The 24,744-nt window shown below is 41.8% G+C and carries 24 protein-coding genes; 14 read left to right on the top strand and 10 right to left on the bottom strand.

Annotation, left to right across the window (positions count from 1 at the left end; translation table 11 throughout):
* Positions 1–21: 21 nt before the first annotated feature.
* From ispE to C0J08_RS17055, 3 genes are read right to left on the bottom strand one after another with little or no spacing between them, the layout of a single operon-like run.
* Positions 22–897 carry a 4-(cytidine 5'-diphospho)-2-C-methyl-D-erythritol kinase gene (ispE, locus tag C0J08_RS17065; RefSeq protein ID WP_212653117.1) on the bottom strand — a complete coding sequence of 292 codons (876 nt, stop codon included), beginning with the start codon at positions 895–897 and terminating at the stop codon, positions 22–24.
* The gene (gene lolB, locus C0J08_RS17060) at positions 882–1,460 is read right to left on the bottom strand and encodes a lipoprotein insertase outer membrane protein LolB (protein ID WP_212653116.1); all 579 of its coding nucleotides are present in this window, start codon (positions 1,458–1,460) and stop codon (positions 882–884) included. Before lolB ends, ispE begins: the two co-directional genes overlap by 16 nt.
* A complete protein-coding gene (locus tag C0J08_RS17055; RefSeq protein ID WP_249344356.1) occupies positions 1,457–3,250 on the bottom strand; it encodes a tetratricopeptide repeat protein in 1,794 nt (597 codons plus the stop codon). Before C0J08_RS17055 ends, lolB begins: the two co-directional genes overlap by 4 nt.
* Positions 3,251–3,471: 221 nt before the next feature.
* Between C0J08_RS17055 and hemA the strand changes: the two genes are divergently transcribed.
* The 3 genes from hemA to prmC are packed head-to-tail and all read left to right on the top strand — an operon-like array spanning position 3,472 to position 6,696.
* A complete protein-coding gene (gene hemA / locus C0J08_RS17050; RefSeq protein ID WP_212653114.1) occupies positions 3,472–4,740 on the top strand; it encodes a glutamyl-tRNA reductase in 1,269 nt (422 codons plus the stop codon).
* Positions 4,741–4,743: 3 nt separating this feature from the next.
* Positions 4,744–5,832: a peptide chain release factor 1 gene (gene prfA / locus C0J08_RS17045; RefSeq protein WP_212653113.1), complete on the top strand. Its 1,089-nt coding sequence runs from the start codon at positions 4,744–4,746 to the stop codon at positions 5,830–5,832.
* Positions 5,833–5,853: 21 nt separating this feature from the next.
* Entirely contained in the window at positions 5,854–6,696 is an 843-nt protein-coding gene (gene prmC, locus C0J08_RS17040) for a peptide chain release factor N(5)-glutamine methyltransferase (RefSeq protein WP_212653112.1), read from the top strand.
* Positions 6,697–6,731: 35 nt separating this feature from the next.
* On the opposite strand, the gene yaaA is transcribed toward prmC, so the two are convergent.
* Positions 6,732–7,514 carry a peroxide stress protein YaaA gene (gene yaaA, locus C0J08_RS17035; protein WP_212653111.1) on the bottom strand — a complete coding sequence of 261 codons (783 nt, stop codon included), beginning with the start codon at positions 7,512–7,514 and terminating at the stop codon, positions 6,732–6,734.
* 91 nt (positions 7,515–7,605) lie between these two features.
* Here yaaA and C0J08_RS17030 point away from each other — a divergent pair, with 91 nt between their 5' ends.
* The 3 genes from C0J08_RS17030 (at position 7,606) to C0J08_RS17020 (ending at position 10,439) form a co-directional block, all read left to right on the top strand.
* The gene (locus tag C0J08_RS17030) at positions 7,606–7,791 is read left to right on the top strand and encodes a hypothetical protein (protein WP_212653110.1); all 186 of its coding nucleotides are present in this window, start codon (positions 7,606–7,608) and stop codon (positions 7,789–7,791) included.
* A 54-nt stretch (positions 7,792–7,845) separates the two neighbouring features.
* A complete protein-coding gene (locus tag C0J08_RS17025) occupies positions 7,846–8,757 on the top strand; it encodes a hypothetical protein (protein WP_212653109.1) in 912 nt (303 codons plus the stop codon).
* Between the two features lie 134 nt (positions 8,758–8,891).
* On the top strand, positions 8,892–10,439 hold the full coding sequence (locus C0J08_RS17020) for a methyl-accepting chemotaxis protein (protein ID WP_212653108.1): 1,548 nt from the start codon (positions 8,892–8,894) through the stop codon (positions 10,437–10,439).
* A 64-nt stretch (positions 10,440–10,503) separates the two neighbouring features.
* Here the strand turns inward: C0J08_RS17020 and C0J08_RS17015 are convergent, their stop codons facing one another.
* Genes C0J08_RS17015 through hemC form a run of 4 tightly spaced genes read right to left on the bottom strand, consistent with a single transcriptional unit; the run spans position 10,504 to position 14,685 of the window.
* The gene (locus C0J08_RS17015) at positions 10,504–11,733 is read right to left on the bottom strand and encodes a heme biosynthesis HemY N-terminal domain-containing protein (RefSeq protein WP_212653107.1); all 1,230 of its coding nucleotides are present in this window, start codon (positions 11,731–11,733) and stop codon (positions 10,504–10,506) included.
* Positions 11,730–12,989, bottom strand: coding sequence for a uroporphyrinogen-III C-methyltransferase (locus C0J08_RS17010; protein ID WP_212653106.1), 1,260 nt, complete (start codon positions 12,987–12,989; stop codon positions 11,730–11,732). The genes C0J08_RS17015 and C0J08_RS17010 overlap by 4 nt, the downstream gene beginning before the upstream one ends.
* Complete coding sequence (locus tag C0J08_RS17005) at positions 12,982–13,743, bottom strand: uroporphyrinogen-III synthase (protein WP_212653105.1); 762 nt, start codon at positions 13,741–13,743, stop codon at positions 12,982–12,984. The genes C0J08_RS17010 and C0J08_RS17005 overlap by 8 nt, the downstream gene beginning before the upstream one ends.
* Before the next feature lie 18 nt (positions 13,744–13,761).
* Positions 13,762–14,685: a hydroxymethylbilane synthase gene (gene hemC, locus C0J08_RS17000; protein WP_212653104.1), complete on the bottom strand. Its 924-nt coding sequence runs from the start codon at positions 14,683–14,685 to the stop codon at positions 13,762–13,764.
* Between the two features lie 156 nt (positions 14,686–14,841).
* Here hemC and argH point away from each other — a divergent pair, with 156 nt between their 5' ends.
* On the top strand, positions 14,842–16,242 hold the full coding sequence (argH, locus tag C0J08_RS16995; RefSeq protein WP_212653103.1) for an argininosuccinate lyase: 1,401 nt from the start codon (positions 14,842–14,844) through the stop codon (positions 16,240–16,242).
* A 74-nt stretch (positions 16,243–16,316) separates the two neighbouring features.
* Here the strand turns inward: argH and C0J08_RS16990 are convergent, their stop codons facing one another.
* Positions 16,317–17,198: a hypothetical protein gene (locus tag C0J08_RS16990; RefSeq protein ID WP_212653102.1), complete on the bottom strand. Its 882-nt coding sequence runs from the start codon at positions 17,196–17,198 to the stop codon at positions 16,317–16,319.
* Between the two features lie 175 nt (positions 17,199–17,373).
* On the opposite strand from C0J08_RS16990, the gene lptM reads away from it, so the two are divergent.
* The 6 genes from lptM (at position 17,374) to trxA (ending at position 21,417) form a co-directional block, all read left to right on the top strand.
* Positions 17,374–17,493, top strand: a complete 120-nt coding sequence (gene lptM, locus C0J08_RS16985) for an LPS translocon maturation chaperone LptM (RefSeq protein ID WP_212653101.1) — start codon at positions 17,374–17,376, stop codon at positions 17,491–17,493.
* A 14-nt stretch (positions 17,494–17,507) separates the two neighbouring features.
* Positions 17,508–18,761: a diaminopimelate decarboxylase gene (lysA, locus tag C0J08_RS16980; RefSeq protein WP_212653100.1), complete on the top strand. Its 1,254-nt coding sequence runs from the start codon at positions 17,508–17,510 to the stop codon at positions 18,759–18,761.
* Positions 18,762–18,771: 10 nt separating this feature from the next.
* Entirely contained in the window at positions 18,772–19,602 is an 831-nt protein-coding gene (gene dapF / locus C0J08_RS16975; RefSeq protein WP_212653099.1) for a diaminopimelate epimerase, read from the top strand.
* Positions 19,603–19,609: 7 nt separating this feature from the next.
* Complete coding sequence (locus tag C0J08_RS16970; RefSeq protein ID WP_212653098.1) at positions 19,610–20,275, top strand: DUF484 family protein; 666 nt, start codon at positions 19,610–19,612, stop codon at positions 20,273–20,275.
* Positions 20,272–20,985 (top strand): HAD family hydrolase, encoded by a 714-nt coding sequence (locus C0J08_RS16965; RefSeq protein WP_212653097.1) that lies wholly within the window; start codon positions 20,272–20,274, stop codon positions 20,983–20,985. Before C0J08_RS16970 ends, C0J08_RS16965 begins: the two co-directional genes overlap by 4 nt.
* Positions 20,986–21,090: 105 nt before the next feature.
* A complete protein-coding gene (gene trxA, locus C0J08_RS16960) occupies positions 21,091–21,417 on the top strand; it encodes a thioredoxin TrxA (protein ID WP_212653096.1) in 327 nt (108 codons plus the stop codon).
* 73 nt (positions 21,418–21,490) lie between these two features.
* Here trxA and C0J08_RS16955 read toward each other — a convergent pair whose 3' ends face one another.
* The gene (locus C0J08_RS16955; protein WP_212653095.1) at positions 21,491–22,897 is read right to left on the bottom strand and encodes a peptidoglycan DD-metalloendopeptidase family protein; all 1,407 of its coding nucleotides are present in this window, start codon (positions 22,895–22,897) and stop codon (positions 21,491–21,493) included.
* A 108-nt stretch (positions 22,898–23,005) separates the two neighbouring features.
* Here C0J08_RS16955 and tyrS point away from each other — a divergent pair, with 108 nt between their 5' ends.
* Complete coding sequence (gene tyrS / locus C0J08_RS16950; protein ID WP_212653094.1) at positions 23,006–24,310, top strand: tyrosine--tRNA ligase; 1,305 nt, start codon at positions 23,006–23,008, stop codon at positions 24,308–24,310.
* Positions 24,311–24,744: the final 434 nt, after the last annotated feature.

Raw genomic sequence — 24,744 nt, 5'->3', positions numbered from 1 at the left:
AGTGCAAATGCTTTTGGGGCACTAACCTCTATTTTGCTCAATCCACTGGTTCAGCGCAGCATGTGTTGGAGAAGTGTTACAGCCGCGGCAAACCCAACTTTGCCATTTTGTCGGTGTAGACGATCTTACTCGCTCAGCGTCATGCAAATTATCGAAGGCTAAAAATAGACAAGCGCCAGTTCCTGTAAGCTTTGCATCCCCATGATTTTTCAACCATAAATACGCTTCATTTACCTCAGGATTGTGCTTTCTCACCACTTCTAAGCAATCATTATGGCCACCCAGCTTCAAGGCGTGCGATATTCTGAGGGGAGGGGTGTCTCTTGTCAAATATTTATCGGTAAAAATTTGACCAGTTGAGACATGGCAATTGGGCTTGATAAGCAAAAAATAGGGGGTGTCTAACTCGACTTTTTGCAGCTTCTCTCCAACCCCTTCCGCAAAGGCGGCAAACCCCATGACAAAAACAGGAATATCGGCACCTAATTTTACCCCCAAGTCGGCAAGCTTTTCTAATGAAAGGTGACACTCCCAAAGTACGTTTAAAGCCAATAGTGTAGTGGCTGCATTGGAGCTACCGCCACCAATACCACCACCCATAGGTAATTGTTTTGTGAGAACAATATCAACACCTAGAGCCGGATTTTTTTTGAAAGGCGTTAGTAGGTTTGCCGCTTTATAAATGAGGTTGTCTTCAGTAGGTAACTGTTCAATAACCGGTGAAATGGTGACCCGATTATCGTGAGTCACTGTGAAGTCCAGTGTGTCGCATAAATCAATAAACTGAAACAAAGTTTGCAGCTCGTGATAGCCGTCTTCACGTTGTCCTGTAATGTGTAAAAATAAATTTAATTTTGCTGGAGAAGGTAGTTGCATGTTGCTTACTGAATTGTCCATTGATTAATAATGAGATTGACCCTAAATGGAGGGTTAGATACCTGCATCTTTTGTGGTAGTGATAAACCATCTACTTTGGTGAAATTACGGTAGCTAATCGTCCAGCCATCTTGTTCTATTTTTTCAGGAAGTTGGTTTTTTGGATCTTTGGTTACTTTTGCCATTGAAGTCGGAGCGGCGAGTCCTCTGATCCAATAGGTGACTTGATTTACTGGAAACTCCCAACCTAACTCTTGCTGTAACAAAGACGCTGGGTCGTTGCCTGTAATGACTTTATCTTCATAAGATAATGTCACTGTCCCATTAGCCGACTGGTTGAGGTTGGTCGCCCCTTGGCCAAAAGGGCCCACAATATTTAACGCAAAAGTGGTTGGGTCTTTTTGCCAATTAAAGTTGCCAGAAATGGCATCATTTTTAGTTCGTATACCCACTCTGCCAGAGGTTTCCCATTTTGTAATTGCATCAACGCTCTCCGGGGGCGGTGTTGTGGGTCCTGTCGGTCTTGAGCTGCAGGCACTAATGAGCGCTGTAAAAGCAAGAATGTAAAGAGTGCGATAAGTCATGGTGAGTTGTCCTGTTTTTGTTCTTCGAGTAACGACGGCGACAGTCTTTGAATAGTATCAAGTAGTAGGTGATTTCTGGGGGACGTTTTTAATGCCGTTTTCCATATTTCAATAGCCTCATTGTAATGACGCTGCTTCCAGAGAGATTCTCCGTAATGGGCAGCAATTTCAGCGTCAGGTAAAAGAGACCAAGCCTTTTTTAAATAATAAGAAGATTGCTCAAATTCGCCTTTTAGAAAAAATCCCCAGCCGAGGCTGTCTATAATTGCAGGGTCGCTACTGGCTTTTTCATAAGCTGATTCTATATAGCCCATGGCTTCATTGATACGAGTGGTTCGAACTAACAAAGTGTAGCCTAAGGCATTAAGGTATTGTGGATTTTCAGGATCCTTCTCTAACAGGTATTTTAATTCCGTCTCGGTGACGTCCCAGTCTCCTAGTTGCTCCGCGGTAAGAGCTTTTCGATAGCGAAGCGTATCTGAATTAGGGTGAGAAATAAGAGCATGATTTATTAAATCATATGATAAATCAATACGTCCTTTTTCTTCGTGAAGGCGGCTGATGTTGTCTACTTGTTCAGGTATATTTTCACGTTGAGAATATTGCAAAACCATATTGTTGATATCACTTTCTTTGCCATCCTCATAAAGCCATAGAGCAACTTGGTTAATGGCATTAATTTGCAAGGCCCCATCAACGCTTTTCATTAGACCAATGGCCTGTGTCATTTTGTTCTGTTTTGCAAGAGCTATAGCTGTTAAATAATTAATTTGGTTAGATAGTCCGAGCTGATCTTTGGGAAGGCTATCTGCAACGGATAATGCTAACTTTGGTTCCTCATGTTCAATCAAAGCCCGCATTAGGTTTATACCGACTTGTAGCTTTTCTGGCGTTTCTAAATGCGTAGTTTGAAAAAGGTCACTAGCCGATTTTGATTGTTTGTTTTCAACCAAAAAATCAACAAGAGGAGTTAGTATTCTAGTGTTATTAGGGAATTTAATAGCCGCCGATTGTAGGGTTCTAATAGCATTATTTAAGTCCCCATGATTTTTTTGACTAAAGGCTAAAATCAAATAGAGCGTTTCAGTTTTTTCGCTATTGTCCTGTGCTAATAGTTGTTCGGCTGTGTTGATCGCTTGCTGGTATTTTCCTGCAAGTAATAGAAGGTGTGCTTTGCTTAATTGCACAAACTGATTTTTTTGTGATTCAGCCGGTAATGCCGCGATGGCCTTATCTAGGCTGTTGATTTGCTCTGCGTCACGCACGTGGTCTTCTAGGTAAAGCGGAAGAAATCGTAGTGATACTTTATGTCGAGTGGCATTAGTAAGCAGAGTGGTTACTTCTTCAGTTCGGTTATCTTTGAGAAGGACTTGTAATTTTAATGAATAGGCTGTTTCTGATGTCGGGTCGGAGGAAAGCCACAAATTTGTACTTCTTTCGATGAAAATAGGGTTTTGAGAAACGACAGCAATATGTGTTAGTCGCTCTATTAGTTTTATGTCGCCAGATTCGCTTGCAAGTTCATAAAAGGGAGTGAATGCTTTATTTGGCCCTTCTCTTTGTAGAATGAACTCAGCGTTGAGTAGGGCTTCTATGTCTGTGTTACTGGATAATATATCAGCCGGTGGTGCTTCTTTGCTTATATGAGGGGCATTGACATTTGGCTGTGTCTCATCGCGAGCGCAGCCATTTATAAAGGGTAAGCACAGAAATATAATAAGAACAAAAACACCATTGAAATGGTATCTCCGTGTACTTGTTTTGAATAACGCGCCTAAAACAACAGGCATATAATTTCTCGATGTAAAATTCATATAGCTCTTATGGTATCGCTAGCAGCTCTTTATGTCAGTCATAACTATAAATTAATCCTATTACTTTTATTGATCATTTGGGGTGCGAAAAAAAGCGAATTTCTCGTATAATGTGTCTCCTTTATGTAAAGAGTCATGTTAGGGCAGTCACTGCTCCTGTCATTACCTTAAATCTCGATCTTTGAGAAGAGTCCTGAATGCCGCTAATTACTGTAGGTGTAAATCATAAAACAGCGCCAGTTTCGATACGTGAGCGTGTTGCTTTTGCGCCAGAGAAAATGATAGACGCCTTGTCCTCCTTGCTTTCTGAGAAAAAAGCGAATGAGGCTGTTATTGTGTCTACCTGCAATCGCACGGAGCTTTATTGTTCTGTGGAAGATCTTAGTAATGTAGATAAGGTCATAGCTTGGTTAGGTGACTATCATGGTATCGATTTGCAAGAGTTGCAGCAGTATTGTTATATGCATGCCGACGATGACAGTGTTCGTCATATTATGCGCGTGGCATCCGGTCTAGACTCTCTGATTTTGGGTGAGCCGCAAATTCTTGGACAGGTCAAGTCTGCTTATGCCGTATCGCAGGAAGGCTCTTGCATTGGCCCGGAGTTAGAATCTTTATTTCAGCGTACTTTCTCAGTTGCCAAGCGAGTACGTACCGACACCGCTATCGGTGAAAATCCTGTTTCAATTGCTTTTGCTGCGGTTAGTTTAGCGCAGAGGATTTTTGCTGATATTCGTAAAAGTACCGCGTTGTTAATTGGGGCTGGGCAAACCATTGAGTTAGTGGCAAGACACCTGAAAGAGCAGGGGGTGAAACGAATAATTGTTGCTAATAGAACGTTAGCACGAGCACAAATTCTGGCCGATGAGTTAAATGCTGAAGCCATTATGTTGGGCGACATTGGCGATTACTTATCGCAAGCCGATATTGTGATTTCATCTACCGCTAGCCAATTGCCGATTATTGGTAAAGGCATGGTTGAGCGAGCGACGTCGCAACGCCGCCATTCTCCCATGTTGCTAATTGATATTGCTGTGCCTCGGGATATTGAGCCAGAAGTGGAAGATGTGAACGATGCTTACCTTTATACCGTTGACGATCTTCACTCAGTGATTGAAGAAAACGTTCGGGCAAGGCAAGATGCAGCGAAAGCGGCCGAGCAGATGATTGAGGAAGGCATTGATTCCTATCGGCGAGTCGTTGAGTCTAGGAAAGTGTCGGATCTGATAGTAACTTTTAGAAAATCCGCTGAAACGATAAAAAATACTGAACTGGAAAAAGCACTTAAAGGGCTTGAAATGGGGCAGTCTCCAGAGCAAGTGGTTAACAAACTTGCTCATAGTTTAATGAATAAGCTCATTCACTCTCCCACCCGTTATTTACGTGACGCTGGGGCTGGCGCTGATCAAGACGCATTAATCATTGCCTCAAACGTATTGGGCATTTACGAAGAAAAAGATAATTAAAAAATGAAAGAATCCATAAAGTTAAAGTTAGAAAGTTTATCTGACCGTTATGACGAGTTAGCTGCTCTATTGGGTGTGGCTGAAGTGATCATGGATCAGGATTTATTCCGCGCCTATTCGAAAGAATACGCCGAGCTTGAGCCGGTTGTTAAATGTTTTAATGAATTTCAGCAAATTGATGAAAACATCGCTGAAGCTGAGCTGATGATGACAGATTCAGACCCAGATATTAAAGAAATGGGCGTTGAAGAGTATAAATCAGGCCAAGCACAAAAAGAGGAGTTGCAGTTAGTACTGCAAAAGCTTCTTTTGCCTAAAGATCCGAATGATTCTAAAAACGTATTTTTAGAAGTGCGTGCCGGAACAGGCGGAGATGAAGCGTCTATATTTTCCGGTGATTTATTTCGTATGTATTCGCGTTATGCAGAAACGCAGCGCTGGAAAGTTGAAATCATTAGTGCAAGTGATGGCGAGCATGGTGGCTATAAAGAGGTTATCGCTCGTATCGTTGGTGATGGTGCGTATTCTAAACTGAAATTTGAATCAGGAGCGCATCGAGTCCAACGTGTTCCTGCTACAGAGTCTCAGGGGCGAATTCATACATCGGCGTGTACTGTGGCCGTGATGCCTGAAATGGATGAAGTTGACGATATCATAATTAATAAAGCCGATTTACGAATTGATACTTTCCGGGCCTCTGGCGCTGGTGGTCAGCACGTAAACAAAACCGATTCGGCTATTCGTTTAACACACATTCCAACCGGTGTAGTGGTGGAATGTCAGGAAGAACGTTCTCAGCATAAAAACCGTGCTAAAGCTATGTCATTACTTGCTTCACGCTTACAAGCGGCTGAGCAAGAAAAAGCCGCTAGCGAACAATCTGAAACGCGTAAGTCTTTGGTTGGTAGTGGTGATCGCTCAGAGCGTATCCGTACTTACAATTACCCACAAGGCCGTGTGACTGATCACCGTATCAATTTAACTTTGTACAAATTAGATGAAATTGTCGCGGGTGATTTGGATGTGTTGATCAATCCTCTAGTCAATGAATTCCAAGCAGAGCAGCTTGCTGCGCTGAGTGGCGATAATTAATCTTTGAGGTAATTATCATCTATGCAAATTGATGAACTACTGAAAGGCGCTTCTCAGCGCCTTTCTTCTATGTCGGACACAGCGCAGCTGGATGCCCAGCTTCTACTGGCTCACGTTCTCAATGTATCTACGGCTTATTTTTACACTTGGCCAGATAAAGACGTATGCGAGACAGATAGAGCGCAGTTTGATCGTTTGTTGGCTCGCAGAGAGAGAGGGGAGCCCGTAGCTTATTTGCTTGGGCAACAGGCTTTTTGGAGCTTGGACTTAGAAGTGGCGCCGTGTACTTTGATTCCCCGTGCAGATACAGAAAGGCTGGTGGAAGTGGCTTTATCACAGCTGGGTGTCTGTGAGACACATCGTATTTTGGATCTTGGTACTGGGACGGGGGCAATCGCCTTGTCATTGGCGGCTGAGTTACCTAGCGCCCATGTGGTGGGTGTCGACTTGGTGAAAGACGCTGTGGTTTTGGCTCGTCGTAATGCAAAACGTAATCAGATTAATAATGTGACTTTTCAGCAGAGTAGCTGGTTTGAGGCTCTAGAAGCGGATGAGTTATTTGATTTAATCGTCTCGAACCCACCCTATATTGATCCTGAGGATAAACATTTGTCTCAAGGGGATGTTCGTTTTGAACCCAAAAGTGCCTTGGTGGCCGAAAATCACGGTATGGCGGATATCGAGCACATAGCTCGAATGGCCCCTAAGTATATGCGCCACAATGCCTATCTGATGTTTGAACATGGCTATGATCAGGCGGCAGCCGTTCGACAATGTTTGACTGCATCAGGATTTGTTGCTGTTGAAAGTTTTCAGGACTTAGGTGGTAATGATCGGGTGACCATAGGGAGGAAAAACCAATAAGTTAGAAAGCGCCCGAGGCGCCTTCTAGCGTTGTATTACTTACTTGGTTGTGCGCTTTCCGGGCGGATAAACACAGGGCTGTCTTCCTTAGACTGGGTTGGATCATAGCGATAACCCGCAAGATTAAAGGACTTAAGTTCTTCTAGTGTTTCGCAGCGATTTTCAATGAGATATCGCGCCATCAAGCCACGTGCTTTTTTGGCATAAAAACTGATGACTTTGAATTGGCCATTTTTCTCGTCAAGGAAATTTGGTGTGATTAATGGTGAGGTTAGTTTTTTCTTGTTAACGGCTTTGAAATATTCGTTAGACGCTAAATTGACCAGTAATTCCCCTTCCTCAAGAGATTCGTTAATCTTGTTAACTATGATGTCTCCCCAAAACTGATACAGGTTTGTTCCTCTATCGTTCTTAAGGCTGGTACCCATTTCGAGGCGATAGGCTTGCATTAAGTCCAACGGTTTTAATATTCCGTACAAGCCGCTTAGAATACGTAAAGATTTTTGAGCGTACATCATATCGCTTTCACTTAACGAATAAGCATCTAACCCTGTGTATACATCGCCCATGAAGGTATAAACTGCTGGGCGGCTGTTAGCTTGTGTGTGTTCTTTTTGCCACTCTTGGTAGCGTGAGACATTAAGTGTTGCTAGTTTATCGCTCAGCTTCATTAGAGAGGCGATATCCGCTGGTGAATAGGGTTGTATTGTGTCGATAAGCTCTTTAGATTCGTTTAATAGTTCAGGTTGGCTGAACCTATCAATACTAGGAGTAGAGGTTAAGTCGAGTGTTTTTGCCGGTGATATTAAAAACTTCATAAGGGTTCCATCTGCTCGATCGTTGCGTTTCTTAAAGATTATCCATAGAGTGTCGATAAATATCCAGACAATGCTTTGATAGAGATAATTTATGAAGAATAATCTGATACCATTTCCTTCCTCTCGCCAGGACAATGATGAAAAAGAAGTTTCTATTGCACCTAGCAGAGAGTTAAAAGCACTTCGAGCGGCTTTTGATAAGGCTCGTGCTGATTGGGTGGTGGAGCTTGCTGAATTGCCTGAAAATAATAAAATTTATTGCGGCTCTAAAAAATAATTAGTTAATTGACAGTTGTTTTATGAATGGGCCGCCTATTAAGGTGTTTTTCCCATGTTGTTGTTCCTTGTTCGAAATTCTCTTCCTTTCATGTTTGTTTTTGCTGTGCTTGGCTTTTTACTACCTTCCGTTTCGGTCGCTTTTTTTCCTTTTTTGCCTATTGTGTTATTTGCTCTAATGTCGCTGACTTTATTGGGGATGAAGCAGCATGAATTAATTAAACGATTAAGAAGCAAGGAGGTATGGTTTTATTCTGTTTTGCACTCGCTTGTCTTTATGGCTGGGGTGGGAGCTATTGGCTGGTGGTTATCATTTGAGTCAGACCTTTTACTTGCCGCTGTCGCTGTAGCGGCAACTGGGTCATTGTTTGCTACACCTGCCATAGTTCGAGCACTCGGTTTCGATAGCTTACAAGCTATGGCGATGACTATTGCAACGACATTAGTTTTGCCGATATCTATTTTTATTACACTGATTGTTTTTCAAACTAAACAAGTTGAGCTGGATTGGGGGAGTTATTTAATGCGTTTGGTCATTTTTATATTTGGCCCAATGTTGTTTTCATTTTTAGCTCATCGCTTTTTTCCAGAAGAAATATTAAGTCGATTTCTAATTAAAATCTCGCCTTATACCATTTTATTGGTGTTTGCTTTTCCTTTTGGATTAGTGGGCAGTTTTCGGTTGTTATTTAATCAAGATTCAATAATGGCATTGAATTATTTTCTAATAGCGACGGGACTTTGTTTTCTATTTTTTATCTTCTCCTTTGTTTTTTATTATAAGAAAGGTAAAGCGATTGCGCTGACTGCCGCGATTACTTCGGGAAACCGCAATGTATTGCTGACTTATAGTATTGCTGGTGCTTTGTTGGGGCCTGCTTTTTTACCTTTGGCTGGTGCTTTACAAATACCTACATATTTCTTACCTATTTTTACTCGCTGGTTAAACAGAACCTTACTAAAGTAATCTCTAATACACTGTTTAGGTCAGTTATGTAGTTAAGATCAATTACGCAGTGAGACAGTTCCAAATTGTTTAGTAACTTTCTTAATATCTAGAAAGTTACTATCTCTACTTAATGTCTAAAGGATAGCTGCTTTATGCGTCAAAACATGCCAATAACAAAGCAAGAAAAAACGTTTGATGAGAATGAGAAGCTAATATCTACAACGGATTTAAAGGGAACAATCCTTCATTGCAATGATGCATTTGTAAAAATTAGTGGTTTTGATAAAAGTGAATTGATAGGAAGTCCTCATAATATCGTGCGCCACCCAGATATGCCAAAAGAAGCTTTTCAGGTTATGTGGGAAACTTTAAAGCAAGGTAAAGCTTGGATGGGGTTAGTGAAAAATCGTTGTAAAAACGGCGATTTTTATTGGGTAGATGCCTATGTGACACCCGTCACGGAAGCCGGAAATGTGGTGGGTTATGAATCTGTAAGAACCGTGCCAAAAAGACAGGATGTCGAGCGTGCCGAGAAAATCTATCGAAAAATTTCGAAAGGGCAAAACGTATTTTCGCGTACTTTTATGTCATGGAAAATATTACTTCCTGCCGTTAGTGTTGTTGCCGCCAGTGTGGCTGCTAGTGTTGACATGCTTTATGGGGTTGGTGCTTTAGCTGCTGGCAGCGTATTGTTTAATGGTCTGTTGTGGTTCGATAACTCCACGATGAGAACAACGCTAAGAGAGAGGTTGTCGACTTCTTTTTTACATCCTTTGGCCGGGATTACCTATTCTGATAAATCAATTGATATTGCTGTTTTGGATGTTGGTGTGAAGAGTTTATTGTCTCGTATGGATGCGGTGTTAACTCGTTTCGAAGATGAGTCGCTAAAGGTTTCAGAGCAATCCAAAATAGGTCTCGCCCTTACCATGGAAACAACAAAAGGTATGGTAAGCCAGCAACATGAGACTCAAGATGTTGCCGCGGCAATGCAGGAAATGACAACCACCATTAACGATGTTGCTCAACATGTTCAAATGACGGCAGACAGTGCAAAATCTTCTTCTAAGTCGGCTGAAAGTGGACAGAAAATTGTAGAAGAGACACGTCAGTCAATTCATCAATTAAGCGATACTGTCAACAACATCGGTGCGACTGTACAAGAATTGGCCGATCGCTCAGAGCAGATTGCGCAAGTGGCGCAAATGATAGATCAAATTGCTGAGCAGACCAATTTACTCGCTTTGAATGCGGCCATTGAGGCGGCACGAGCAGGAGAGCATGGTCGAGGCTTTGCTGTCGTGGCAGACGAAGTACGTCAATTGGCACAAAGAACTCAAGATTCCACTAAAGACATTCATCATATTATTGAAACCTTGCGAAGTGGTGCGCAAAATTCCGTTGCCATTGCTAGTCAAGGTAAACAAGATGCTTCACAAGGTTTAGAAAAAATCATGGAGATGGAGAGTGCTTTCGGTAGCATTGTTCAGGGTGTGTCTCAAATTTCGGAAATGGCGATGCAAATGTCCGCAGCGGTTGAGGAGCAAGCTCAAGTGTCAGAAGACATTAATCGTCAGGTGGTACGTATCTCTGATTTATCAGTGCAAAGTTCTGAAAAGTCCGGTCAATCAAGTGATAGCATTCGAGCATTGCAAGATGTTGCGAATAATATGCACGAGTTGGTTATTCGTTTTAAATAAATCCATTCCAAAGTTCAGGTAAAAACGCTGTTAGTAAATAACAGCGTTTTTTTTAGGTCTGATATTAAGGTAGTGGTAATGGTTTTAATTGGCTACTGGCATAACTAAGGTTAATCATCATTAGGTCTTGGCTAGCTTTAGTGTCTCCCATCGCTTTAAGTAGTCGACTTAATTCTGCCAGGGCTTCGTTATGGGAATCGAGAGAGAGTGCTTGTTCATAATAATCTTTAGCTTTCCCCCAAAGCATCATAGACTGGCTTAAGCGGCCACAGACAAGATATAAATTGGCGCTTGATGGTTCTTTTTTTAGCCAATTTTCACAGTTGGTTAAAAGCTTTTTGGTATTGTCTTGTTTAATATTGCCGTACTCATACACCAAGTCTTCTGACCATTTTTGATTTAAGCTACTCTGAATGAAACGTTCTGCTTTCGTATCATCACCAAAATATATCAGTGTTTGGGCGTAAAGTTGTCTCATTCTGTCATCTTGAGAGAGCGTATCTAACTTGTTCCATAAGCTTTCAACCTCGCCGACAAGTTCTTTGTTATTTTGTCCAAGTTTGCTGCGAAATTTGATTTTATCGAGCAGGGCTAAAAATGCATTACGTTCTAGCTCAAGCATATTGTCGACATCAAATATGCCTTCTTTTTTCAGGGTCGGAGTGAGTTTTAACAAGGCATCCCAATCTTTCAGCTTTTTATAAACGGTTACCAGCATTTTTAAGACTTGCTTGTGTTTTGGTTTTAGTTTTTGCAGACGAAGAAGTGAGGCAAGTGCACCTTCATAATGCTCTTGCTTTATTTGTATCTGGCTTTGCGCGAAGCCTATTGCAAATTCTGCTTGAGGGGCCGATTTATGTGCTAAGCGTAGCAGGGATTTTGAACGTTCTTGTTCATCTTGCTCGCTTGCTGCGTAGGCCGCGCCTATGTAATTGATTAATGGGTAAGGAACTCTTTCTGCACTATTAGTGAGTAATTTTTCTGCTTTGTTCCAATTGCCACCGACTAATTCGAGCATGCCTCTGATGGTATTTCTAGACGCTCTTTTTTGCGCTAGATTCCCCGTAACTTTAGCCAGTGAATTACCTGGTCTTATAGCGATAATAAGAATGCGTTTTATCCAGCTTAATACAAAGAGGGCGATAATAATGGCGACGATTAAAACCCATAGGCTGGTTTCAATTGTGACGCCATTATAAGCCACTAAAACATAGCCGCTGTCTTGGCGCATTAATAGCCCTAGCACACCACCGACAGCCATCATAATGACAAGTAAGAAAAGGAGCTTTCTCATACCTTATCTCCTATGTCTGTTTGAGGGAGTGAAGTATTTACGTCTTCAGCTTGTTTTGGCTCTGTAATATTGTCTTTAGTTGCGCTAGGTGTATTAGTGTCACCATGATTCCATTCCTTCATGAGCAACTTCATTGAGGTTAAAGATTCTCTTGGTAAAGGTAAATTCGGCGATGGGTTTAGCTGTTGTAAGGCTGTAAGGCTCGCTAAGAAGGATATAACGGTGCTCGATTGGGTTTCGAAATGTTCAGTAGTCGCATTGGCTATTCGTTCTAGGGCTTTTTGATAAATAATGGGTTCGCCTTTAATTAGCGCGATTTGAGCAACTTCTAGTTGCAGCTGCATCCCAGTTATAAGCTCTTGATATTCAGCAGGGGGGAGTAATGCCTTGATTGGTTTGTGGTTATAGTTAATTACTACAAGTGAGCGGATGGCGCTCCATAAATCGTTTAGAGTTGATGCTATTTTGTTCCCTGTTGAGTCTTTCTGGATCGTTGTGTTATCAGTCGTATTTTTTTGCCACTCTTTAGAGGGTTCTCTTTGAGGAAGGCTTGCGACGTTATCATATAAAGCGTTTAGTTTTAGGTAGGCGCCTTCTAAATCAAACGGATTGATGGATTTTAGTGCTTGAATATCTTTCGCTAGCGATTTTCGTGTTGTAAAGACAATGGGATCTTCTAATTCATTGAGAATATCGTCGGCATTGATAAGTAAGGTGATAGCCCCATTGCTGTCGGATTCAAGTAATAACCTTTGATTGGCGAGGCGAATCAAGTATTCCGCCTCAGCCAACTTCCAATCTTCTTTCGTGGTGTTGTTAAGGCGATTAATCTTTGACTCAAGGGATAATAGCTTTTCACTTTGTTGGGTTTGTTGAGCCGTCAGTTCATTTTTTTGCTGAAGGATAGTTTGTTCTGCTGTTTTTACTTGTTGAACTAATCGAGTTAGCTGGGTTTTGTTAAGCGTATTGTCATTAAGCTTTTGATCTAAAATGATTTGTTGGGCGGCAAGTTGTTGAATGTCTTGGTGTAGCGTACTTTGTGTGCTCTGGAAGTAAAGCCAGCCACTTGTCGCAATGGCGATAGCGGAAAGCCCAAGAGACAGTGCTGCGAATGTATTGAGTGATGATGCAGGCTTTGCTTCTTTTGTCTTTGGAAGCTCTGTTTTCGGTTGTGTTGGCTTTGCCGTTTTTGATGCTTCCGGTGTTGTTTCCGTCACCTCGTTTGGTTCTTGCGCTTGCTTGTTGTTGTCAGTCATTCTGTTTTCCTATTTGAAATTCTGTGGCTTTGATCAAGCTGTTATCGTCAGCGCCATTTGCGCAAGAGGCATTTATCCATCCCATTTCTTTTGCTTGTTGATTTACTCTAATGCTCGGAGTGAGTATTGGTAAAGCTTTCCACTCAGGTTTATACAGTGATGCGTACTCTGAGAGGTTGAGTAAACTCTCTCCACTGGTGACCCATATTAAATTGATATCGGGCAACATGAAGAAAGTTTGAGCCAAATAGTGTGGTTTTTTTCTTTCATAGAGAGAAAGGTAGCTGACTTTTGCGCCTCGTTCTTCTAATTTATTACCCAACTCTGGACGGCCGCCTTCACCACGGATGATCAGTATTTTTTGATCTCTCATTTTGGCGGGTCTTAACCAATCTAGTAAGGCTTCTGTGGTGTGTCCTGGGTTTGATAAGGCGGGTACGTCTTTATCAAGTAAGGTTTGTGTCGTACCTTGACCGATTCCTATCCAATGAACATTGGCTGGTAGCATAGGCCAGCACTCATCGAGCCATTCACAGGCTAATCGAGCGGCATTTTTACTGACAAAAATAACGTAATCATATGTGTCGATATCAAACACTTGTGAACGAATAAAAGCCTGTTTATCTGTGTCTTTTATCGGTGATATTTCTAGCATGGGTAAAGGAACAGGGGTCCAGCCATGAGTAGATAATCGCTCACGGCTTAACGTATTTTCCGGTTCCGGTCGGGTGATTAGGATACGACAGTCTTGCACCAGCATGTTGCCTTTTGCTTATTGGTATATTGCGTCAAGGATGACATCGGCACCACGAGCAAGTAAATCATCGGCCAATTGAACGCCTAGTGATTTAGCATCGTCTTTGTGCCCACGAATTTCACCTTCAATCATGGTTTTGCCATCTGGGCTACCCACCAAGCCTCTTAGCCATAATGTGTCATTTTCCAAGATGGCAAAACAAGCGATAGGCGCTTGGCAACCTCCATTAAGACGTTCATTTACGGCTCGTTCAGCGGTTACGCGAATGGCTGTTTCTTCATGCTGTAATGGCGCTAATAGATTAATGGTTTGCACGTCATCGGAACGGCATTCAATGCCCATTGCTCCTTGACCGCCCGCTGGGAGGCTGGTTTCTGCTGGAATTCTTTGTTTAATGCGGTCAAACATTTCTAGGCGAATTAAGCCTGCGGTTGCCAGGATGATGGCGTCGTATTCTCCGTTGTCCATTTTTCTTAGTCGCGTATTCACATTGCCGCGAAGGTCTTTGACAACCAAATCGGGGCGGTTCATGCGCAACTGACAGGAGCGGCGTAAGCTCGATGTACCAACCACAGCACCTTGTGGTAGCTCTTCTAAGGAAGCGACTTTATTAGAAACAAAGGCATCGCTTGGGTCTTCGCGTTCGCAGATGACGGCCAAGCCTAGCCCTTCGGGGAAAGCCATCGGAACGTCTTTCATAGAATGCACCGCAATGTCAGCACGGCCATCCATTAAGGCGCTTTCTAATTCTTTTACAAACAGACCTTTGCCACCAATTTTCGATAGGGGGGAGTCCAAAATTTGATCGCCCTTTGTTGTCATGCCAAGCAATTCAACTTGTATTTCGGGATAGAGGCTTTCTAGTTTGGCTTTGACATTGTTGGCCTGCCAAAGGGCTAACTGGCTTTCTCTGGTCGCGATCACAATTTTGTCTTTCACTTCATCTCCTAATGACTTGTAGATGGACTAATATCTTTCAATTTCATGGGGTAATGATACTCGCTAAGATGCACTCCGTCATCTTTCAGTGCTTTATAAGTCGAGGCGCTTAATGTACTCTTGGCAGCTGTTTGAATTTGTGTGGGAACCAATCGAATGACTGATACTAATAAAACCACGAACCAGCAATGGGGTGGTCGTTTTTCTGAGCCTGTTGATGCGTTTGTAGCGCGTTTTACTGCGTCTGTTGAGTTTGATCAACGTATGGCAAAACAGGATATTCAAGGGTCTATTGCCCATGGCAAAATGCTGGCAAGTGTTGGTGTTTTGACAGAAGAAGAACGAGATCAGATTATTCAAGGGCTGACCGAAATTGAAGATGAGATTGCCCGTGGTGAGTTTGCTTGGTCTGTTGAGCTAGAAGATGTTCACATGAACATTGAAGCGCGCTTAACGCAAAAAATCGGCATTACCGGCAAGAAACTCCATACTGGTCGTTCACGTAATGACCAAGTCGCGACTGATATTCGTCTTTATATGCGTGACGAAGTTGATTTCTTATTAGAAGAAGTAACACGTTTACAGCAAGGTATTTTGAGTCTGGCGGAAAAAGAAGCCAACACCATTATGCCTGGCTTTACTCATTTGCAAACGGCTCAGCCAGTGACTTTTGGTCATCATTTAATGGCTTGGTATGAAATGGCTCAGCGCGATTATGAGCGTCTAGTTGACTGCCGTAAACGTATTAATATCTTACCACTTGGTGCGGCAGCGCTGGCGGGAACGACTTACCCCATTGACCGTAATATGACGGCCGAGTTATTAGGATTTGAACGTCCGACATATAACTCTTTAGACTCTGTCAGTGACCGTGATTTTGCCATTGAGTTTACGGCCACGGCTTCTATTATCATGATGCATTTGTCCCGTTGGGCGGAAGAAATGGTGATGTGGGTATCGGCTCAGTTTAACTTTATTTATTTACCTGATCGCTTCTGTACAGGCTCTTCTATCATGCCGCAGAAGAAAAACCCTGATGTGCCAGAGTTGGTGCGTGGTAAAACGGGTCGCGTATATGGCCATTTAATGGGCTTGCTCACCTTAATGAAGTCACAATGTTTGGCGTACAACAAAGATAACCAAGAAGACAAAGAGCCTTTGTTTGATACGGTTGATACGCTTAAAGGTTCATTGCGTGCGTTTGCCGATATGATTCCTGCGATTGAATCTCGTAAAGAACACATGTATGAAGCGGCGCGTCGTGGTTTTTCTACCGCGACCGATTTGGCTGATTACTTGGTTCGTCATGGTGTCGCGTTCCGTGATGCTCATGAAATTGTGGGTAAAGCTGTTGGTTATGGCGTTAAAGAAGGTAAAGACTTATCTGAAATGTCATTAGAAGAGTTGCAAACCTTTGGCAGCATGATTGAAGCGGATGTCTTTGATGTTTTGACTCTTGAAGGTTCGGTTGCTGCCCGTGATCACATTGGTGGAACGGCTCCAGCGCAAGTGTTGCAGGCAGTAGAGCGTGCTAAGGAAGACCTTTCTAAGAGATAGTTTAGAGAGGGGAGAAATAAGGCGGCGATTCTAATAGCGGGAAGCCGCCTTATTTTGTATTAACGTTAGAGTGTTTAATTTGATTGCTGGTCTAAATAGAAGGGAGAATCTGGGCTTAACAGCTCATTGGTAAGTACACTTGGTGAGATATTTAGCTCAAAGTGGAAGAGTTTTGATTTTATACCGCAGCCATCAAAGACGATGGCCCATCCTTCATTGCTGCCTTCTTTGGGTAAACGCCAGCACACTCCCTTAATGTTTACATAGCGTGTACCATCCGCATCTCTGGTGACCGGATAATCTTGCTCTTCTTCTTTTATTCCTTTCAAATATTCTTTTTGGGCTTTTTGTGACTCGGATATTTTATGTCTTAGCTCTTCAGAGAAGACCTTAGTTAGTTCTGTGTCATTTATATTTGCAGATAAGGAAAGTTTAGATAAATCGAGTAACTCAGGTTTTTGTGAACTTAAACTGAAGTCGGTGGAAGTGTTTCCTTCAGTTTCAAATAATGAATCTGTGGTTGGTTTCTTCTTAATACTATCGAGTGTTTCTTCTGGATTAAAAGTGTGTTCTTGCTCACTAAGTTGTTTACCATTTAAGCCACTATCGAGGGTGTTATTTGGTTGAGTCCTTGCCGTTTTTGTTTCTATATCATTGCTATTTACTTTTCTTGAGCTGTCGATTTTCTCGGTAGGTTTTTTTTCTACTTTGTCGTTGCTTGGAATGACCGCTTTAGGTGTCGTATTGCTTGGTGATGCTTCTTCCGGTAGTAAAATGAGTTCGAAATTTGCAGTTTGTGGTTTGATTGTAAACCAGTCCTGCAGGTCTGAAAGTGTAAAAATAACTAAGTGTATAATTATGGCGCAGCAAAGCGTCATTGCTAAAGGTGCAAGTTTGTTTTTAACCTTGCTGTTGAGCTGCTGTGTCTTGTTAATGTGATTGATATTTTGATCCAAGTTAGATGACATAGAAAATATAGCTGGTGGTTAATATATAAAATTCAAGCCGAAGAATGCTTCTATTCTATGTGAAACATTTTCAGGAAAGAATATCTGTGTAATTAGTACGCTAGGGTTGGGAAACGCATTAGCTGCAAGGTATACTGTTGGGATCAAAAATTGAAGAGATAAAATGATGTTTAAGTTGCTTTCAGTATGTGTTTTAGCTGTTTTTCTTACAGCTTGCGGAAATAAAGGCGCTCTTTATTTGCCGAGTGATGCTTCTGAAATACAGCAAGAAGCATCGTTGTAGCTGAGGATCCCCTTTTGGACTTTTTTAATTATTCTAACCAGACTCTGCATGCAGAGAATGTTGCTCTATCTGATATAGCAAGACAGTTTGACACGCCGTGTTATGTTTATTCTCGTGCGACACTTGAGCGTCACTATAATGCCTATGCCGATGCTTTTGCATCACATCCAACACTCATTTGTTATGCTGTAAAAGCGTGCTCTAATATCGCTATTTTGAATGTCTTAGCTCGACTCGGTTCGGGCTTTGATATTGTCTCAGTGGGCGAATTAGAGCGTGTTTTGAAAGCGGGCGGTGACCCTTCCAAGGTTATGTTTTCTGGGTTGGGAAAACAGGCGGGAGAAATGCGTCGAGCACTAGAGGTAGGAATTCATTGTTTTAACGTTGAATCAGAGGCCGAGCTTTACCGTTTAAATCAGGTTGCTGGGGAAATGGGTAAAATGGCGCCCGTATCGTTGCGTGTTAATCCTGATGTCGATGCAAAAACACATCCTTATATTTCAACGGGACTAAAGGAAAATAAATTTGGCATTGATATTAAAGACGCTGTTCGCATCTACAAAATTGCCCATGAGCTGCCGAATTTAAATGTCATGGGAGTGGATTGTCATATTGGTTCTCAGCTGACCGAATTGAAACCTTTTTTAGACACCTTTGATCGTTTGATTGGGTTAGTCGATGAATTGGCAGAAGCTGGTATCACGATTAAACATCTTGATCTTGGTGGTGGCCTTGGTGTTCGTTATCGTGACGAGGTTCCGCCTGAGCCTTCTGAATACGCTAAGTTAGTGCTGGATAAAGTCAAAGGGCGAGATGTTAAATTGGCCTTTGAGCCTGGTCGTTCTATTGCAGCGAATGCTGGAGTGTTATTGACTAAAGTTGAGTTTTTAAAATGTACGCCACATAAAAACTTCGCGATTATTGACGGAGCTATGAATGACTTAATCCGTCCATCTTTATATGGTGCGTGGATGAATATTGTTCCTGTTTCTTTGGCATCTACGCCGGAAGGTAAGCGAACTTACGATTTAGTGGGGCCGATTTGCGAAACCGGTGATTTTTTAGGTAAGGATCGTGAATTAGATATTCAGGCGGGCGATCTTTTAGCTGTGCGCTCTGCTGGGGCGTATGGATTTACTATGGCATCAAATTACAATAGCCGTAACCGTGCTGCTGAAGTCATGGTGGATGGTGATAATGCCTACTTAATCCGTGCTCGTGAAACGATTGAGCATCAATTAGCTGGTGAGCAAATTCTACCAGACTGAGGAGTTCGTCGTGTTGTTGAAATTTACTAAAATGCATGGTCTTGGTAACGATTTTGTTGTTGTTGATGCGGTGTCTCGTAAGGTGTTCTTTAATAAACAGCAAATCGAGCGATTAAGTAATCGTAACTGGGGAATTGGTTTTGATCAGTTATTAGTGGTTGAAACGCCAACTCATCCCGATATGGATTTCCGCTATCGAATTTATAACTCTGATGGTAGTGAGGTTGAGCACTGCGGAAATGGCGCTCGTTGTTTTGCTAAATTTGTTTTGGATCGAGAATTAACGAATAAGCGTATTATTAATGTAGAAACGAAGCGTGGTGCTATTCAGTTACGTGTTCTTGATGATGGTTTGGTTACCGTAGATATGGGGGCACCGAGTTTTACTCCGGAAGACTTGCCTTTTACGGCTGAGCAAAGTGATGACCTGTACAGTATTATGGCAGGTGATACTGAATATTTTATGACGCCTGTTTCTGTTGGTAATCCACATGCTGTAATTAAAGTTGATCAATTAAACGATGATGAAGTTGCTACGGTTGGTGCTCTCATTGAATGCCATGAGCGCTTTCCTAGAAAGGTGAATGTTGGTTTTATGAAGGTTATTAGTCCTACAGAAATCAATTTGCGCGTTTATGAGCGTGGTGTGGGGGAGACTCAAGCTTGTGGGACTGGGGCTTGTGCCGCGGTTGTAGCTGGTATTAAGCAGGGGTGGTTGTCTCCAACTGTAACCGCGCATTTACGCGGTGGTGATTTACATATTGAATGGCAGGGTGAAGGCTTGCCTATTCTTATGACGGGTCCTGCTGTAAAAGTATTTGAAGGTCAAATATACCTATAGAGGGATTATGAGCGAAGAGGAAGTGGTTCAATACCTTTCAGATAAGCCAGATTTTTTTAGTCGTCATGCTGATTTGCTGGAGAGTTTAACACTTCCTCATCCAGTCAATGGAAAGGTTATTTCATTGCTTGAGTATCAAGTAAACCTATTACGCAAGACGACGGAAGATTATCGTGGGCAATTTGAACGTCTTGTTGAAGTCGCACGGGAAAATGAATCAACTATGCAGAAAAGCCGCCGTCTAGTATTGGCTGGTTTAACATGTAGCTCGCTAGATGACTTTGCTGTTGTTGTTGATGATATGGTGCGTGATGACTTTGAGGTTACACAGCATGCTTTGATTTTATTCGGCGATGTTGGTGATAGTGCTGTAAGGTCGCATGAATTAGTTGAGGAAGATGCTTTTTTATCTCATGTTGCTGGCTTTAGTGAGTGCTTTTGCGGTGTGATACCAAAGCATGAAATGAGCTATCTTTTTTCAGAAAATGCTTCCACTGTTTGTTCTGTTGCTGTTTTACCTCTTCTTTCAAGGGAAGGTGGTGAAGTGAAAAAGTGTGGTGTGCTTGTACTTGGATCAGAAAGTGAATCTGCTTTTGATAAAGAGAAAGGTACTATGTTTTTACAGTACTTGGCGGATTTATTGAGCGCTATTTTATTGAGGTTGCTGCCGTGAGTTTGCTGATAACCTTCGATCTTGATAATACATTGTGGGATGTGGCTCCGGTTATTATGCGAGCTGAATATGCCATGGAGTCTTGGTTTGAAGACCGTTTTCCTGGTTTTTCTCAGCAGTATCCTTTTTCTGTTCGTGAAGAGTTGAAGTTAGAGGTGTTGTCTAATAATCCAGATATTGCGCCTAATTTGACGGCGATCCGCTTGGCTGTTTATAAGTTAGCATTAAAGCGGTTTGGCTTGCCTTCTGAGGAAGCTGTCTCTGTTGCTGGGGCTGCATTAGCCCATTTTTGTGAGTGGCGTCAGAGAGTGGACCTTTATCCCCATGTCGTTGATGTTTTAGAAGAGTTGAGTCAGGATTATTCGTTGGCTGTTATAACTAATGGCAATGCCGATGTTTTTCATCCTTATGTTGGGCTGGGACAGTATTTTGATTTTGCGGTTCGAGCGGATCAGTTAGGGATAGCGAAGCCATCAGTAGATGTTTTTTCTGTTGCGGCAAGGAATGCGGGTGTAGATTTATCTGAATTGGTTCATATTGGCGATCACCCAGTAGATGATGTGTTTGGAGCTTCTAATGCGGGAGCAAAAAGTGTGTGGTTCAATCGCCATGGCGCTCAGCGTTGGGGAGATGATTGGGGAGCGAGGTCTCATGCTGAAATTCATTCTTTGCTTGAGTTGCCAACGGTTATTCGTTCTTTGATATCATAGTGCATGACTATCGACTTAATTGAATGGAACTCGTTTTTACCCTAATCATTTAGTGTTACACTACGCCTTATTCATTAGTTAGAAATCGAATCTTAAGGAATTATTATGAGTGAGAATACAATTCAGATCACTGATGCGCAGTTTGCAGAAGAAGTGTTGAATTCAGAAATCCCAGTTATTGTTGATTTTTGGGCTCCTTGGTGTGGTCCTTGTAAAATGATTGCGCCAGTTTTGGAAGACGTTGCAGTCGAATATAAAGACAAGATTAAAGTCGTTAAATTAAATGTCGATGAAAACCAAGAAACGGCGCCAAAGTACAATGTACGAGGTATTCCTACGTTGTTGGTTGTTAAAGGTGGTGAAGTAGTAGCGACTAAAGTTGGTGCTGTTTCTAAATCTCAGTTGATGGACTTCGTTAATAGCGCTATCTAATTTATCGCTTGATTCTATGCGAAAAAAAGCAGCCCATTTTGTGGCTGCTTTTTTGTTTCTCTTTTCAGCTTTATTAGTCTTTTAAAGAGGCAAGTTTTTGAGAAAACGATGGGGAGTGTGAGTTTTCTAATGTTGCAACAACTTGTTTTGCGTAGGGTAAATATTTTTTTAAATCTTTTTTAGGCATTGGGTCATCATTTGGCAGTTTAACAGTAACTGGGTTTTTGTGAGTGCCATTGATTCTGAATTCATAGTGAAGATGAGGGCCTGTAGCCCATCCTGTTTGACCAACGTAAGCAATAATTTTGCCCTGTTTTACTCTTACTCCTCTCCTTATTCCTCTCGAAAAACCTTTGAGGTGAGCATAAAGTGTCTGGTAGCCTCTGCCATGATCGATAATCACAACATTGCCATAACCATTTTGTTTGCCTGCAAAGGATACTTTTCCATCGCCTGCTGCTTTCACGGGAGTGCCACTTGCTGCCGCGTAGTCTACTCCTCTATGTGGCCGGCTTGTTTTAAAAATTGGGTGCAATCTATTTGGGTTGAATTTAGAGGAAATACGAGTGAAATCGACCGGAGTTCGTATAAAAGCTTTGCGCATTGCTAAACCGTCAGGTGTGTAATAATTTGCACCTTTGTCAGTCTTATAGCGAATGGCTTGATAGGTCCTGCCGTTGTTAATAAATTGAGCAGCGATGATGTTGCCATGGCCTATTTTTTCTCCATCAAGATATTTCTCTTCATAGAGCATGCTTAGACTATCGCCTTTACGAATATCTAAGGCGAAATCTATATCCCAACCAAAAATGTTGGCTAGTTCAATCAATAAGGGTTGTTCTATGCCAGACTTCATGCCATCGACAAATAAAGAATTATTAATTTCAGCTTCTTTATAGGTTTGTATGATTTCGGGAGTTCTTGAAGTATCAATTCTATTAAATTTGTTGTCATTTTCACGTTCGAAAGTGACTGAGTCTAAGCGATTTAGAACAAGTGTTAGTTTGGTTAGTTCTCCTGATGCTTCATTAGTTGTGAAGTTCAATGTTTGACCAGGTCTCATTTTTAACAAGGTTTTTTGTTTTTTATCTGCTAGTGATACTTTGTAAATATCTTGTGCTGAAATCCCTTTGCTTGTTAATAATTTAGATAAAGAGTCTCCTGCGGCAACTTGCATAGATTGTTCTATGTATGTTGGTGCCATAGTTTTCTTCACTAAGGCTTCTGGTGCAGGGATGTCGTAGCTTGAATTTGTTTCGTTCGAGAAAAAAGCTGTTGAACTTGTTGTATTTGTTTTAGGCGTGAGTTTTTGTAAGTCCTGAAGCATCAGTTGAGATTGGTCAACAACCTCTAAATTTGCTTCCAGAGATATGGTGTTGTTTGCTATTTCCTCATCAGGTATTGCAATAAGAACTATGGCGAGGAGGGCGCTTACACCAGCAATAAGGAGTAAGTGCTTTGTTGGTAATAGCTTGATCAAAATGCGTACCTAAAAAATCTTTAATAAAAAGCCTTATAATCCTACCAATATTGCTTTTATAATTGAATGCTTAAGTAAGATAAACTAACTAGGATATGGATCAAAATAATGACTGTAAGCAGTAAAGACCTTTTGAATGACTTGCAAGCTCGTGGGCTTATCGCTCAAATGACGGCTGAAGAAGAGCTTAAAACACACTTAAGTGGTGGAAGTCGTACTCTTTATTGTGGTTTTGATCCGACAGCAGATAGCTTGCATCTTGGGCATCTTGTTCCTCTTTTAGTGTTAAAGCGCTTCCAAGACGCAGGTCATAATCCAATTGCACTTGTTGGTGGTGCCACAGGCTTGATCGGTGATCCAAGCTTTAAAGCAGCAGAGCGCCAGCTAAATACTTCTGATGTTGTGGCAAGTTGGGCTGATAAAATTCGTAATCAAGTAAGTCAGTTCGTCAAATTTGATGGTTTACCAAATCCTGCTCGCGTGGTGAATAACCTAGATTGGGCAGGGAAAATGAGCGTATTGGATTTCTTGCGAGATATTGGTAAGCACTTCTCTGTAAATTCAATGATTAATAAAGAGTCCGTTCAACAGCGTTTGAACCGAGAAGGTTCAGGTATTTCTTTTACTGAATTCTCTTATGCCTTGTTGCAGGGGATGGACTTTGCAGAATTAAACCGCACTTATGACTGTACTATTCAAGTGGGGGGGAGTGATCAGTGGGGTAATATTGTGGGTGGTATTGATCTTTCTCGCCGCCAAAACCAGTCTCAAGTATTCGGCATGACCGTGCCTCTTGTAACAAAATCAGATGGTACAAAATTTGGTAAAACAGAATCCGGTGCGGTTTGGCTGGATCCAGCTAAAACAAGTCAATATGCATTCTACCAATTCTGGATGAATACTGCGGATGCTGACGTTTATAAATTCCTCAAGTTCTTTACCTTCTTAAGTCTTGAAGATATTGATGCTATTGAAAAAGCAGACCAAGAAAGTGCGGGTAAACCCCAAGCGCAGTCTATTTTGGCTCGAGAAGCGACTCGTTTGGTGCATGGTGAGGAAGGTTTGCAAGCAGCAGAGCGTATCACTCAAGCCTTGTTTAGTGGTGAGGTTGATCAATTAAGTGAGCAGGATTTAGCGCAAATTCAGCTGGACGGTTTGCCAAGTAGTTCTTTGACGGGAGTGGATCTTGCCGAAACACCATTAACCACACTGATGGCGGACGCTGGATTGGCGGCAAGTGGTAAGCAAGTCAAGGATGCTTTGCAACGTAACTCTGTGTTTGTGAACGGCGTAGCAAAGGGTATGGAAGACAATATGAGTGCGGCCGATATATTTACTTCTACAAACGGCTATTATGGTAAGTACTTCTTGGTTAAGCTTGGTAAGAAAAAGCATCACTTGTTCGTCTTATAGACTGTAACATACGGTCAGATTGGAAATATTTAAAAAAGACACTTCGGTGTCTTTTTGCTTATTTACAGTCTGTTAAACAAAAAAAGCATTAATTAAAAAGAATTTTAAAAAAGTACTTGCGCTAAAAGTTTTAGGCGGTATTATACGCCCCCACTGACACGGACAACGAAGCAAACAAGAGTTTGCCACTTACTAAGGTAAGACGTTGAACGAAGGGTCAGACGCTCTTTAAAATAGATAATCAGATAATTTGTGTGGGCGCTCGCTGGAGGCTTCAGAAGATCCTTTTGGGATCAAAAAAATTGAAGTCTTGCGAAACGTCTAACACGTCAATTCGCTTTATGTTGGCTTGTTGTTCTTCGGGACAGTGAGTCGATTAAGTTATTGTTAGTGTAATAGATTTTGAGTAAGCAAACTTTTTAACTGAAGAGTTT

Origin of the sequence: Marinomonas sp. CT5 (assembly GCF_018336975.1) — a bacterium.
Lineage (GTDB): Bacteria > Pseudomonadota > Gammaproteobacteria > Pseudomonadales > Marinomonadaceae > Marinomonas.
Note: the sequence above shows the minus strand (reverse complement) of the source record. Positions and strands in the feature narration are given on the sequence as shown.